The organism is Halomonas sp. 3A7M, assembly GCF_014897875.1.
In the GTDB taxonomy this organism is placed as follows: Bacteria; Pseudomonadota; Gammaproteobacteria; order Pseudomonadales; family Halomonadaceae; genus Vreelandella.
Genome location: NZ_JABUZD010000066.1, coordinates 63,312 through 76,981 on the forward strand (window position 1 = coordinate 63,312; position 13,670 = coordinate 76,981).

The following is a 13,670-nucleotide window of genomic DNA, read 5'->3' on the forward strand; positions in this document are numbered from 1 at the left end:
TCACGAAGGGCGTTGGTGGTTTGCATCCTGTTGAGCCAAGGTAAATTCCTGCACCAGCGCATTTAACTCTGCCGACATGTTGATCATATCTTGGCTGATCTCGGTAATGCTGCGTACTGACTGTGCATTACGTGAGCTGGCTGTATCAATATCGCGCAAAGCAATAACCACCTGATTGCTAGCAGTTTTCTGCTGTTGGGTTGACAGTGATATTTGCTGCGCTGCGCTACTGGTTTGGCTCGCCGCTTTGAGTAGTGCATCCAGGTCTTGAGCGGTATGAATACTGACCTCAACGCCTTTCTCTATTGAAGACGCTCCCTTTTCAGAGGCGACAACTAAACGATTTATGGCATTTTGAATTTCTTCGGTGTGGCCTTCTATCTCTTGGGTTGAGTCAGTAACACTATCTGCCAAGCGACGTATTTCGTTTGCCACAACAGAGAAACGGCGACCTGACTCGCCCGCACTTGATGCCTCTAGGGCGGCATTAAAGGCAATCAGTTTAGTTTGCGCAGCAAGGGTGTTGATCAGCTCCATGACCTTGCTGATTTGTTTAGACTTAGCGCCCAGTGCCATGATTTCTGTCAAGCTCTGTTCGCTGTCGCTGCGAATATCCTGCATTTTTGACTGCAGCAGTTGCATCGCTGTGCTGCCCTTACGGCTGCGTTCAAGCGTTTGATTGGCTACTTCTACCACAGATTGCGAATGATCAGCGATTTGTGTAGATGAGGTTGAAAGCTCCTCCATGGTCGAGGTTATCTCAGCCACTGACGAGGCCATTTCTTCTACAGCGGCGGCCATCGTCTGGTTCGCTTCATGACTAATGTCCCCGCCTTGAATACCCGACAGTCCCGCCGTTTGCGCTAAGCGATCGGCCACTTGAGTGAGTGCCAGTGCGTTGTTGGAAACCGCCATAATGGTTCGAGATAAGCGTGCTAGCAGCTCGTTAGTCTGATTCGCTAAATCGCCAATTTCAGCCTGATCATCGGTGTCTACGCGGCGGGATAAATCGAGACTGTTGGTAATCTCTTTAAGCTGGCGTTGCAGGCGAGTTAAGGGGCGGATCAAGCTGCCGGTAAGTGGGTATAAAATAATCAACCCACCTAAGAGGATCACAAGCCCGAAGCCCGTCGATGCAAAAAAACGTTCTCTGATGGAGCTTAAATACTCCTCTTTAGAAACTTCAACCATCAAGTAGCGCTGCAGCTCGGGTAACCAGCGGGTGGAGACTAAAAAGGTGTGGTTATCACGTTGGATTTCGTGCACACGAAGTTCTTTTTCATCTTGCAGTAAGCTGGCTGATTCCTGGCTTTGAAGCGCTGCCAGTGACGTCTCGTCACTGCGAATAAGTAACTCACCCTCCGCATTGAGTAACGCGGCGCGGCCGGTTTCGCCAAGTCGGAAGTCTTCAATTAGCTGCGCCAATCGAGAAAGATCCAGCCCCGCACCAGCCACAATAAGAGGGCGACCATTGAGTGCCTGTTCACGACTACGGAAATTTAAAAAGACAAACGCTTCTTCTGGTGAGAAAGTATCACTGTCTAGGTTTAGATTATAAGCAGTATCGCTATCGGTAAACTGATAGTACCAGTCATCATCGCCGCCGGGCGCTTGTAGCGTCCGCTCTAGAAACTCTCCACCGCGGTACTGGAAGTAGTAGCCGCGCCCTTGATATTGAGCCGCGATAAACAACAGTTCGGTGTCGAGCTGTTCCATCAAACGTGACAAATAGCGCATGACGCCCGGCTGGTCGGTGTCTGGCATTCCGTTGCGCACCCACTGCTCAATGAAATAGCTGTCGGCTAGGCTTTCTGACAACGCTAGCGCTGGACTCAACCTAAGCGTTAGCCGGGTGGCAAGGCCCTCTACCTGACTAGGCAGCTCTTCGTTTAGCAAGTTTTCCAAGCGCGCCTGGCTATGTGAACGGGCCTGCAGGTAGAGCGCTAGCAGCATAGCCAGTGCCAATACCGTTCCAAATGAGATAAACAGTCGTAACCGTAATGGCAAGGATTTCCAACGCGCTGTCATTATCGCTTCTGCTCCGAGTTAACTGGTGACGCTAGTAAGTAGGAAGTGCTAACACTGATTGCTTAGCGTTAAATAACGTTACAAGAAGCCTATCATATGACGATTTCAGCGGCTTTTATGAAGGCTGTCCAGTTTTCTCATTAACGCTACGTCACTCGACAGGTAAATGCTGTGACAAAGGTGATGCACTTTGCGATGAAATCAAGCGTGATGAGTGGCCGCTAAAGTAACATCATTGTGACATGGACTGTGCGGCTTGATCCGTGCGACTTAGCACTTGTGACTTAGCCCTTATGACTTGGCCCCTCCTTCCGTAGTGATCAACCACCGTAGCAACTTGTAAAAAACACTTAGGTAGTAAAAAAACGTCTTATTTTCTTTTTATTGCTACTAAAGAATAATAGTTGAATCGTTTCATCTCCTTAGAATGCCTGTGAATATTGGTAATTTTACCTACATTCACTGCGTCGCCTGCCGATAAGCGACTACTCCCAAGGACCTTCCCATGCATGCCCTAACGCTGGCATCGTTTCTCTTTTTTACCGGCCTGGTGGCCTTTGTTACGTGGCGCATTACGCGTAGAGATGATCACCGAAGTACGAGTGGCTATTTCTTAGCCGGAAGGACACTAACCTTTCCACTAATAGCCGCCTCACTGCTGATGACCAATCTCTCAACTGAGCAGATGGTTGGGCTAAACGGTTCCGCGTTTACCGATGGTCTGAGTGTTATGGCCTGGGAAGTGATTGCGGTGATCGCTTTGGTAGCACTGGCGCTGTTTTTCCTACCGCGCTTTCTTAAAAGTGGAATCGCAACGCTTCCACAGCTGTTAGCAATACGTTTTGATAACGGTACTCAACTGATTGCCAATGTGATTTTCTTGATTGCTTACGCCGTTGTGCTGTTGCCTATCATTCTCTATTCAGGGGCTATTGGTTTACAGGGCATGCTTGATCTTCAAGGGCTTACCGGCATTCAGTCGAGTACGGCGCTGCTGTGGGCCACTGTCTGGACGGTTGGCATCATCGGCGCGGTCTATGCGCTGTTTGGTGGCCTGCGTACGGTAGCGGTCTCAGATACCTTGAATGGCGTCGGTCTATTGATCGGGGGCTTTGTCATCGTTTATTTCGGCCTTCAGGCAGTGAGCAATGGCAGTGGCATCATGGAAGGCTGGAGCATTCTGAAAGAGAGCGATCCGAGTAAATTTAACTCGGTAGGTGGTCCTGACCAGCAGGTGCCGTTCTCGACTATTTTTACCGGCGTCCTGTTGCTACACCTGTTTTACTGGACGACGAACCAGCAAATTATTCAGCGCACCTTTGCGGCAAAAAACCTCGCAGAAGGCCAAAAAGGTGTGTTGCTGACCGGCTTCTTTAAACTGTTAGGCCCGCTCTATCTGGTGCTGCCGGGGATCATTGCTTACCACCTTTACGCCGACCAAGGCGTTCGCGCGGACGAAGCGTATGGCCACTTGGTGTTTAACGTGTTGCCGCCGTACCTAACAGGTTTCTTTGCTGCGGTAATGGTCGGGGCGATTCTCTCCTCGTTTAACTCGGCGCTAAACAGTACCACCACGATTTTCAGCCTGGGTATCTATAAAGGTGTGCTGAAAAAAGATGCCACTGAAGAAGAGGTCGTGAAATCAGGCAAGGTATTTGGCTGGATTATGGCCGTAACGACCATGATTATTGCGCCGCTGTTGGCAGGCCAGGATAGTCTATTTGGCTACCTGCAGAAGATGAACGCGATTTACTTTATCCCTATTTTGGCGGTTGTTCTGGTGGGGCTTCTGACCAAACGCGTGCCTCCCATGGCGGCTAAAGTAGCGTTAGTAGGGGGCTGTTTGCTGATCGCAGCAGGCTACTTTGTTCCGCCGTTTAACAAGCTGCCGATGGTGATGCATGAGTTCCACTTTGTCGCCGCTGTGTTCGTGCTGTTGGTTGCCGTGATGCTGATCATTGGTAAGCTGCGTCCCCGCGCCACCGCCTGGGTGCAAGAAGATTCGGGCGATGTCGATCTCACTCCCTGGAAGGGCGCTGTGCCAACCGGCATTGTGCTTGTGGTATTAGTGGTGATTATGTACGCCTCGTTTGCTGGCTGACCACCGCTAACACAACGTAGATATTGTCACTGACGCCCCGCCTATGCGGGGCGTCAGTGTTTGTAAGGCGGTTATAGAGCTAAGTCGCTCGGTAGGTATCTCCAAAGCGCTTACGCAGCTCGTTTTTTTGCACCTTACCCATCGTATTGCGCGGCAGTTCATCGACAAAGAAGACCCGCTTGGGCTGCTTATACTTAGCGAGCCGTCCATCTAAATGGGTGATTACTTGCTCCTCTTCAAGCTGGTTTTCTCCAAGATCGGCACCTTGCTGGCGAACGACCACTGCGGTAACGCCTTCGCCAAAGTCAGGATGCGGTAGACCGATGACTGCGGATTCTGCGACTTGCTCAAGCTCATCGATCACCTGCTCCACCTCTTTGGGGTAGACGTTGTAGCCGCCGGAAATCACCAGATCCTTGTCACGGCCCACAATATGCACATAGCCCTGCTCGTCGACCATGGCGAGATCGCCGGTAATGAAAAAGCCATCGTCTAATAGCTCTTCACGGGTTTTTTCGGGCATTCGCCAGTAGCCGATAAACACATTCGGGCCGCGAATCTGCAGCATGCCAATCTCGCCCAAAGGCACCTCATCGCCGGTTTCACGATTGGTAATGCGCATCTCCACACCGGGTAGCGGCATGCCCACGGTGCCTGCTCGGCGGGCGCCTTCATAGGGGTTGGAGAGATTCATATTAGTTTCGGTCATGCCGTAGCGTTCAAGAATCGCATGGCCTGTTTTGGCTTCAAATGCCTCGTGGGTCTCGGCGGTGAGTGGCGCAGAGCCGGAAACGAACAGCCGCATATGGGCAGTCGCTTCTGGGGTTAGTCGTTCGTCCTGAACTAGCCGGGTATAGAAGGTGGGAACGCCCATCATCACACTGCCATGGGGCAGCTCATCAAAAATCACATCCGCATCGAACTTGGGCAGGAATAGCATGCTGGCGCCCGCTATCAAGGTGACGTTGCAAGCGACGAATAAGCCGTGGGTGTGGAAGATTGGCAGTGCATGGATCAGCCGATCATCAGCGCTGAAGTGCCATGCTTTGGCCAGGGTCTCGGCGTTAGAGGCGAGGTTTTGGTGCGTTAGCATAGCGCCTTTGGAGCGCCCGGTGGTGCCTGACGTGTAGAGAATCGCAGCCAAGTCACGCTGACCAATCGCCACTATGTCTTGCCTTGGCGTTGCCGCTTGGGCGGCTTCCATCAGGCTGCCATCGGCAGCGCTGCCTAGGGTTGCCACCGCAGGGCAGCCGGTTTCAGCAGCAAGCAACCGCGCTTGCTCTTCTAGTGTCGGTCGACAAACAAATAGCGCTGGCTCGGCGTCATTTAAAAAGTAGCGAATTTCATCGCTGGTATAGCCCGTATTGAGGGGTAAATAGACGCCGCCGATGCGCAGGCAGGCCAAGTAAAGCAGTATCGCCTCAGGACTTTTATCCACCTGTACCGCGACGCGGTCACCTTGCTTAACGCCTAGCTCGGTGAGTGCACCCGCAAGCTGCGCACTGATGGTTAGCGCATCGGCGTAGCGATAGCGGCGGCCGTCGCGGGTGGTGATAAAATCGGCCTCTGCGCGCTCGCGCATTTTGGCAGCAAAGGTTTCAAATAGGTTGTAGCTCATTTGGTGGTCTCTCCCTTGGCCAGCTTGCGGGCGCGTTTGGCGAGGTCACGCACCTCATTTGAGCAAGCAACGGCCGCCTTGGCGGTATAGTTTTCGTGATTGCGCTCGATATCGTTCAGCACATACAGATAGTTAACCATCAGTCCTGCGGCTTGTTTAAAGCCCTTCTCGGAGGTATCGCCCAGCCAGTTAATGCGGTGCAGTTCGGCGCCATTGCCGAGGTGAAAGCGGGCCACCGGATTGAGTGGCAAGCCGTGGCGGTTTTTCTCTTCGGCCAGATAACGGGCGGCCAGTGGGCGAATCGCGGCTTTCAGCTGCTCCTCAAGGGCTTGGTCCTGATGCCATCCTGGGGTTTCAAGCCCTTTGAGTGATTGACGCAGCGACGAGGGAAGTTGCTCATCGTCCCGCTGCTCCTGAAGCCACTGAGCGAAGCCAGGCACCGGCGAGAGGGTGACGAAGTATTTAAGCTGCGGCAGCTCCTGGGAGAGCTCTTGCACCACCTGTTTGATCAAAAAATTACCGAAGGAGATCCCGCGCAGCCCGTTCTGACAGTTGCTAATGCCAAAGAACGCCGCCGTGTCAGCATCCTCGGGGTCATCGATACCTTTTTTGCTATAGCTGCTTTCGCCAGAGAGGATGGGTTGAATACGGCTTGGCAGGCCCTTGTGGAGGGCCACTTCTACAAAGATTAGCGGCTCATCGCCAATCGCCGGGTGGAAAAAGGCGAAACAGCGACGGTCACGGGCATCCAGCCGACGGCGCAGGTCGTCCCAATCCTGAATCTCGTGTACCGCTTCGTAGCGGATGATCTTCTCTAGAATTGAGGCGGGGGTGTTCCAGTCAATGCGCTTGAGCATCAAAAAACCACGGTTAAACCAGGAGCCGAACAGGTGAGCGAAATCGTTGTCGATAGCCGCTAATTCCGGCTGTTCGCGTAGCAACCCCAGCAGGTCTTCACGCATTTTAACCAGCTCATAGGTGCCGTCGCTGGCGAGATTTAGGCGCCGGAAAAGCTCTTGGCGACGGGGCTCACAGGCTTCAAACAAGCGCTGTAGCGATTGATTGTCGCGAGCGTCTTGATACGCCAGATAGGCCGCGTCAATGGGGCCGGGCTCGGCCGCAAAGTCAGTCGTTAGGCGGGCAAAGAAGCTGCTTTTTTCAGCTGCCGAAAGGCGCTGATAAATCGCCAAGGCGCGGCTTGCCAGCGCGATGCTGGAAGCTTCGCCATCGCTTTCCAACAATTTCTGACAGGCATGAATCAACTGCCCATGGTCGGGCGTTAAGTTCTCGGGATGGCGGCGCCGCAACAGCGCATCACGCTGGGTGATGTTGTTGAACAGCTCCTGCAAAAACAGCATGTTCATGGTCGAACTCCTTAACCCATGATCAAGTTAGGTAGCCAAAGCGCGATGCCCGGGAAGAGGCACAGCAGCAAGATACCCAGCACCATACATAGCGCGTAGGGCAAGCTTCCCATCAGAATGTCGCGCAGCGAGATATCCGGCGCGATACCTTTAATAATGAACAGGTTGAGACCCACTGGCGGTGTGATCAGGCCGATCTCCAGGTTGATGGTCAAAATCACCGCAAACCAGTAGGGGTCGAAATTAGCCGCCAGGATGATGGGTAACAGAATCGGCGCGGTCATGACGATCACGGCCACAGGCGGCAGGAAGAAACCGGCCACTAACAGGAAGAGGTTAATCACCCCCCATCAGCGCCCAGCGGTTGATCTCCAGATCAGCAATCGCAGCGGCGACGGTTTGGGTGATAAACATGGAGGAGAGCGCGTAGGCGAACACTTCGGCGGTGGCGATCACCAGCATGATCATCACGCTTTCGCGCAGTGAGTCGCGCATAATCAGCTTGATTGGGCCCAGCTGCCACATGCGGTAGATCAGAATCGCCAGCGCCAAACACAGAAATGCACCCACGCCCGCCGCCTCTGAAGGTGTTGCCACCCCGCCATACAAGGCAAATAGGATGCCCGCGACCACGCCCAGGAAAGGCAGAACACGCACGAGCGCTTTCAGGTTGCTATCAACATTCTGCTTAACGTTCTGCTTTAGCCGTTCGACGGACTCCGCCATGGGATTGTTCATGGAATTGTTATAGCCACCGGCCAGCTTGCAGGCGATCATCGTCCAGATCATAAACAGGCCCGCGAGCATAAAGCCTGGCACCACCCCGGCAATAAATAGTCGACCAATCGAGGTTTCGGTGGAGATACCGTAGATAATCATGGTGACCGACGGCGGAATCAGGATGCCCAGGGTGCCGCCCGCGGCAATACAGCCCCGCCGCGACGCCATCCGGGTAGCCGCGCATGCGCATTTCGGGAATGCCCATTTTACCAATCGCTGCGCAGGTGGCCGGTGATGATCCCGAGAGCGCAGCAAAGATTGAACAGGCGCCGATATTGGAAACCGCCAAGCCGCCGGGCAGCTTGCCCATCCATAGATCCAGCGAGCGATACAGATCGCGTCCGGTGGGGGAGGAGGCTACCGCGGCGCCCATCAGAATAAACATCGGAATGGCGACAAAACCAAATTCGGCGATGCGGTCAAAAAAGGTTTCACCGAAGTAGGTGAGCTCGGCAAGGCCGCGGTCGTAGAGCAGTGCTAGCAGCGATACACCGCCGAGGGCAAAAGCGATAGGGGTGCCAATGGCCATTAGTCCAATCAGGGCGATGGCGACAATAATGCCTAAGGTAATGGGATCCATGCTTAACTCTCCCCACGCAGAATTTCAGCCACATACTGCAACGACAGCAGGGTGGCGCCGACGGCCATGGGCAGCAGGGCGGGCCACAGTGGTGGATTCCAGACGGAGCCCGTCGTCCACCCGCCGTGGAGTGCCTCAAAAACATACACCCAGCTGGCATACGCCAGGGCGGCACAGAAACCTAATCCAAACAGGGAAGCGATCAAACGCATGATGGTGCGGGTAGTACCGCCCAGCGCATCGGGCACAATCGTGATCGCGACGTGGCCGCCGGTCATCAGTACATAAGGGCTGCCCATCAGCATCGCCGCCGTTACTGAGAAAATGGTGAATTCGGTCTGCCAACTGGTGCTCATTCCGAGTAAGTAGCGAATAAATACCATCTGGCAAATCACTAATACGCCAGCGATAAACATGGCGCAGGCTAAATAGGCGGAAAGCCGCGAGAGCTTATCCATGACGCGAATGTAGCCGCCAATGATGCCCCCGCGAGCAAGGGCATTGTGAGTCGTTGCAGGTGCCATATTTCCCTCGTCAAGCTGGTTATCTCGCCAAGCTAAGCAAGCATCCGTTGAAAACGGCCACCCCGAAGGGCAGCCGAGCCATTAGGCGTTCGTGGGTTGCTTATTCGACGGCCAGCGCTGCATCGATAATGGCTTGGCCATTGGGCACATTGTCGGCAAAGTTTTTGTAGGAAGTTTCCTTGGCGATATCGAGCCAGGCGTTGTAGTCCTCTTCACTCATACTGACCACCTCGACGCCATTCTCCTCGTAAAGGTCGACCATCTCCTGATCAATGGCGGCGGCCTCTTCAGCGAAGAAGGCCTCTGCGGCTTCTCCGGCTTCCATCAGCGCCGCCTGCTGCTCTTCATTAAGCCCTTGCCATACCTGCTCGGAAATAAGAATCGGCTCGTACATGTACCAGAGCGCGAAGTCACCCGGTTCGGTCAAGCATTCAACCTGTTCATAAAGCCGGAAAGAGATAAACGACATCGACGAGGTGTTGGCGGCATCCAACACACCGGTTTGCATGGCGGTATACACCTCAGAAGAGGGCATGGAGGCAATAGAGGCACCAGCGGCCTCAAGCATTTGTTCAAACGCAGGTCCGGCAGCACGGAAATTTTGGCCCTCGACGGTATCCGGGGAGGTAACGCACTGTTCGCTAGAGGCAAAACCGCCCGATAGCCACGCATCCGAGAGTACTCGAGCGCCGCCCTCTAGAATCACCGCTTTGATCATCTCCATATATTCGGAGTCATTCAAACGCTGAGCGTGTGCTTGGTTGCGCACTAAGCCAGGCATCAGCGTGGCAGAGAACTCCGGGTGCCGTCCGCTGGCATAATCCAGCGGCAGCGAGGTGATATCGAGGCGACCACGAGCGATAGCGCCCCACTGTTCACGCGCTTTAAACAGCGATTGACCCGGGTAGACCTCTATCGTCAGGCCAACATCTGCCTCGGCGACATGGCGGGCCATCATTTGCACCATTTCGTCTCGGACATCCCCTTGCCCTCCGGGGAATTGGTGCGACGCGCGTAGCACGGTATCGGCAGAGGCATGGGAAGAAGCCGCAATGGCGAGACCAAGGGCGGCAGCAGTTGAGATCAAATAGCGTTGCATGTGGCGTCTCCAACAGTTGTTGTTGTGTGTTTGGATTGGCTATATATATCTATCAGTTGACCTGATATATATATCAATAGGCGCTACGTATGCTAATGTCAACTATATGACAGCATTAAAATGGCTAACATGAGTCGTGATCCAAGGAGGTGAAACATGACGGGCACTAAGCTTTCTAACGCTCAGCGATTAAGAGATTCTCTTGAAGATGACATCATCAATGGCCGTCGTTTACCGGGAGAGCGCCTGGATCCAGAAGCCTTAGGGCGAGAGTTTCAGGTCTCGCGTACCCCGGTGCGCGAAGCCTTTCAGCAGCTGGTCGCCAGCGGCTTGGTCACCGTTTCGCCGAAGAAGGGCACCTTCGTTGCGAAAGTGGGAATTGATCAACTGATCGAGATGTTCGAGGTGATGGCGGAGTTAGAGGGTATGTGCGGCCGCTTGGCGGCACGGCGGATTACCGAAGCCGAACTGGCCGCGTTACGCGAAGCGCATCAGCGCTGCGAAGCAGCAGCGCTGGCTGGTGACAGCGACGAGTATTACTACGAAAACGAAGGGTTTCATGACTGTATCTACACCGCTAGCCACAACGCCTTTTTGGCCAGCGAAGCGCGTCAATTGAAGCAGCGCTTAAAGCCTTACCGACGGCTACAGCTGCAGGTGCGTCAACGGGTAAATAGCTCTCTCAGCGAGCATCAAGCCATCGTCGAGGCTATTGAGCGGGGCGACTCTGTGGCTGCTCAGCAAGCACTGAGCGACCATGTATTGATTCAGGGCGAGCGCTTTAGCGATTTCGTTTCCAGCGTACGCAGGATGGAGTCGCCATTAGAGATAGAGAGAACGGGCTGAGCCTAATGTATCGTTTTTGATAAAGATGTCCGAATCGGTGGGGTAATGGTCCTTGCCGACATCGGGCGTAGCGCTGACACTCTCTCATGCTTCTATATCCCGTTAGCGGAGAGAGACTGTGACTCGCCATGTTGTCCTATTTGCTTACCCTGACTGCCAACTGTTGGATGTCAGTGGCCCTTGGCAGGTGTTTGCCAGCGCCAATGCGTTAAGCCCTCAACCGCTCTATCAGTTGACGCTGGTCTCCGATGCCGTTGGCCCAGTAGCCACCAACAGCGGCTTAGCCGTGCATGCGACGCACAGCTACCACCAGCTTAAGCATTTACTGCCCCTGGATACGCTGTTGGTGGCGGGCGGCAGTGGCGTGATGCAGCAGCGTGACATAGCCGCTGTGAAACAGGTGCTGTTTGAGGTCGCCCCTGAGGTGAGACGGTTTGGATCTATCTGCTCTGGGGCATTTTTACTAGCCGCTGCAGGGCTGCTGGATGGCTGCCGCGTCACCACCCACTGGCGCCATGCAGTTCAATTGGCCGAAGAGTATCCCGCGCTAAGCGTTGAGCCTGATGCACTGTATATCGAAAGCAACGGCCGCTACACCAGCGCCGGTGTAACGGCAGGAATTGATTTGGCGCTGTCGCTGGTAGAGGCGGACCACGGTGCTGACCTAGCCGGACGAGTGGCGCGCGAGTTAGTGGTGTTTTTGCAGCGTCCAGGTGGGCAGTCACAGTTCAGCGAGATACTGCGCCACCAGCAAGAGGCGGGGCCGCTGCGCCGCCTGCTGGATCAACTCCATGCCGACCCCAGCGTAGATCACGGGCTTGAGAGTATGGCCGACCTAATGGCGGTCTCCCCGCGTCATTTAACCCGGCTGTTCAGGCGTTATCTGAATACTACGCCGGGTACTTACCTGACCCAACTACGCCTTGAACAAGCGCGCCTGGCGCTGCTCAATGAGCGCGAGCAGCTCTCCCTTGAGCGCCTAGCGCAACGCTGGCGGCTGGGCGGCGCAGAGCAGTTGCGCCGCCAGTTTCAGCGCTACTACGGCGTATCGCCCTCGGTCTATCGTCAACGCTTTGCCTCTTCCCATGCTGGCGCCACACAGGAGAACCTCTCATGCCTTTAACCGTCACTCTATTATCGCTCTGTCAGGCGTTGCTGGTTACTGGCAATGTCTTGTTGATCGCCGTATCACCGCTGATAGGGGCGTCCTTGGCCCCTAGCGCGTCATGGTCGACAGCGCCTGTCGCTACCCAGTGGCTGGGGCTGATGTGCGCGACTATTCCGGCCTCACTAATCATGGCCAGACTGGGGCGAAAGCGTGGCTTTATTCTGGGCAATATAGTGGGATTCGTAGGCGCACTGGTTGCCGTCCAGGCGCTGATGGGTGAGCACTTTGGACTGTTCTTACTGGCCACCTGGCTGATTGGTATCGGCATTGGCTTTGGTCAACTGTATCGCTTTGCCGCAGTAGAGGCCGCTCCGGCATTGATGCGTGACCGGGCGATTGGTCTGGTGATGGGCGGTGGTGTGCTGGCGGCGTTTGCAGGACCGTGGTTGGCCAGAGTGAGCCGTGAGCTGGGCGAGGTGCCGTTTCTGGGCAGTTTCGTGGGTTTAGCCGTGCTCTATGCGTTGGCATTAGCGGTATTGATGCTGACACGGTTACCGCCCGCTTCTCGCACCCACTGCGAAGGCAGCGCACTGCCGCTAGGGAAGATACTTCGCCAGCCCGGATTTATTGTCGCGGTGAGCGCGGCGATGGTCGGCTACGGTGTGATGAATCTGGCGATGACCGCCACACCGCTCGCCATGGAGGGAGCTGGCCACCACTTTAACCACGTTTCAATGACCATTCAGTGGCACGTGGTAGCGATGTTCTTGCCTTCCTTCTTTACTGGCCATTTGGCCACCCGCTTCGGCGCCAAACAAGTCATTGTGGCAGGTTGCCTGCTGCTGGTAGCCAGTGCTTTGGTTGCTCAGTGGGGAATCGGTTTAGTCGGTTTCAACGTAGCGCTGATTTTGTTGGGCTTGGGCTGGAACTTTACCTTCCTACCCGCCACCGGACTGCTCACTGAGAGCTACCGCCCGGTGGATAAAGCGCGCACCCAGGCCGCCAACGAGTTTCTAGTGTTTGGCACCGCGGCGGTGACCGCCTTGTTCGCTGGGCCTTTGGTTAGCGGCTTGGGCTGGGCGATGCTTAACCTACTATTAATCCCCGTCGCGCTGGTGCCCTTGGTGGTGCTGGTGTGGCAGCACCGAATCCGGCTGGCAAGCGCTTAAAAATCTCCCGGTGCGCACTGCAGGCAAGTAAGTCCGAGTGCGCGCCATTGGGCGACTACCGCGTCACGGTCATCCAGCACCAGCCAAGGCGCAAAGCCGTCGCTACGCATTTGATTGAGTAGCGCGGCTTTCACCTCTTCATCATCTACATGGTCATCGCCTTGCGGGCGCAGGTACATCGCATCAAAGGGAATGGTGTGGCGCTCTAACCAGCGCTGGGTATGCTCACGGTGGCTATCCGGACGGCCGCTGCAAATCACGATCTGCTGGCCTTGGGCCTTCAGGATCTTAACCAGTTTGGCCACCGCGTCGATCACCGGCGCTTCAGCCATATGGGCAAAAAAAGGATCCCACTGCTTGGCGGGGCCAAGAACCCACTCGTGTACGTCGGTGGGATGGAATTCGGCAAGCGTGCCGTCAACATCAACAATCACTGCGGACATTATTAATTTC

Annotated in this window: 10 protein-coding genes and 1 pseudogene; 4 read left to right on the forward strand and 7 right to left on the reverse strand. The window is 54.9% G+C overall.

Going from position 1 to position 13,670, the window contains the following annotated elements; all coding sequences use genetic code 11:
• Complete coding sequence (locus tag INT19_RS05740; protein ID WP_193060073.1) at window positions 1-2,028, reverse strand: methyl-accepting chemotaxis protein; 2,028 nt, start codon at window positions 2,026-2,028, stop codon at window positions 1-3.
• 505 nt (window positions 2,029-2,533) lie between these two features.
• Here INT19_RS05740 and INT19_RS05745 point away from each other — a divergent pair.
• On the forward strand, window positions 2,534-4,129 hold the full coding sequence (locus tag INT19_RS05745; RefSeq protein WP_089040671.1) for a solute:sodium symporter family transporter: 1,596 nt from the start codon (window positions 2,534-2,536) through the stop codon (window positions 4,127-4,129).
• Window positions 4,130-4,208: 79 nt separating this feature from the next.
• Here INT19_RS05745 and INT19_RS05750 read toward each other — a convergent pair whose 3' ends face one another.
• From INT19_RS05750 to dctP, 5 genes and pseudogenes are all read right to left on the reverse strand, one after another.
• Window positions 4,209-5,747: a malonate--CoA ligase gene (locus INT19_RS05750; protein WP_193060074.1), complete on the reverse strand. Its 1,539-nt coding sequence runs from the start codon at window positions 5,745-5,747 to the stop codon at window positions 4,209-4,211.
• A complete protein-coding gene (locus tag INT19_RS05755) occupies window positions 5,744-7,111 on the reverse strand; it encodes a malonyl-CoA decarboxylase (RefSeq protein ID WP_193060075.1) in 1,368 nt (455 codons plus the stop codon). The genes INT19_RS05750 and INT19_RS05755 overlap by 4 nt, the downstream gene beginning before the upstream one ends.
• Before the next feature lie 11 nt (window positions 7,112-7,122).
• Window positions 7,123-8,471: pseudogene (locus INT19_RS19740) on the reverse strand (TRAP transporter large permease).
• 2 nt (window positions 8,472-8,473) lie between these two features.
• A complete protein-coding gene (locus INT19_RS05765; RefSeq protein ID WP_193060076.1) occupies window positions 8,474-8,995 on the reverse strand; it encodes a TRAP transporter small permease subunit in 522 nt (173 codons plus the stop codon).
• Between the two features lie 100 nt (window positions 8,996-9,095).
• On the reverse strand, window positions 9,096-10,094 hold the full coding sequence (gene dctP / locus INT19_RS05770; RefSeq protein WP_193060077.1) for a TRAP transporter substrate-binding protein DctP: 999 nt from the start codon (window positions 10,092-10,094) through the stop codon (window positions 9,096-9,098).
• Window positions 10,095-10,250: 156 nt separating this feature from the next.
• Here dctP and INT19_RS05775 point away from each other — a divergent pair, with 156 nt between their 5' ends.
• The 3 genes from INT19_RS05775 to INT19_RS05785 all read left to right on the forward strand — a co-directional run bounded on the left by INT19_RS05775 (window position 10,251) and on the right by INT19_RS05785 (window position 13,217).
• Window positions 10,251-10,940: a GntR family transcriptional regulator gene (locus tag INT19_RS05775; protein ID WP_089040677.1), complete on the forward strand. Its 690-nt coding sequence runs from the start codon at window positions 10,251-10,253 to the stop codon at window positions 10,938-10,940.
• Between the two features lie 118 nt (window positions 10,941-11,058).
• On the forward strand, window positions 11,059-12,063 hold the full coding sequence (locus INT19_RS05780) for a GlxA family transcriptional regulator (protein WP_193060078.1): 1,005 nt from the start codon (window positions 11,059-11,061) through the stop codon (window positions 12,061-12,063).
• The gene (locus INT19_RS05785; RefSeq protein WP_193060079.1) at window positions 12,054-13,217 is read left to right on the forward strand and encodes an MFS transporter; all 1,164 of its coding nucleotides are present in this window, start codon (window positions 12,054-12,056) and stop codon (window positions 13,215-13,217) included. Before INT19_RS05780 ends, INT19_RS05785 begins: the two co-directional genes overlap by 10 nt.
• Here the strand turns inward: INT19_RS05785 and INT19_RS05790 are convergent.
• A complete protein-coding gene (locus tag INT19_RS05790) occupies window positions 13,214-13,660 on the reverse strand; it encodes a phosphatase domain-containing protein (RefSeq protein WP_089040680.1) in 447 nt (148 codons plus the stop codon). The two genes, INT19_RS05785 and INT19_RS05790, sit on opposite strands and share 4 nt — an antisense overlap.
• Between the last annotated feature and the right edge of the window lie 10 nt (window positions 13,661-13,670).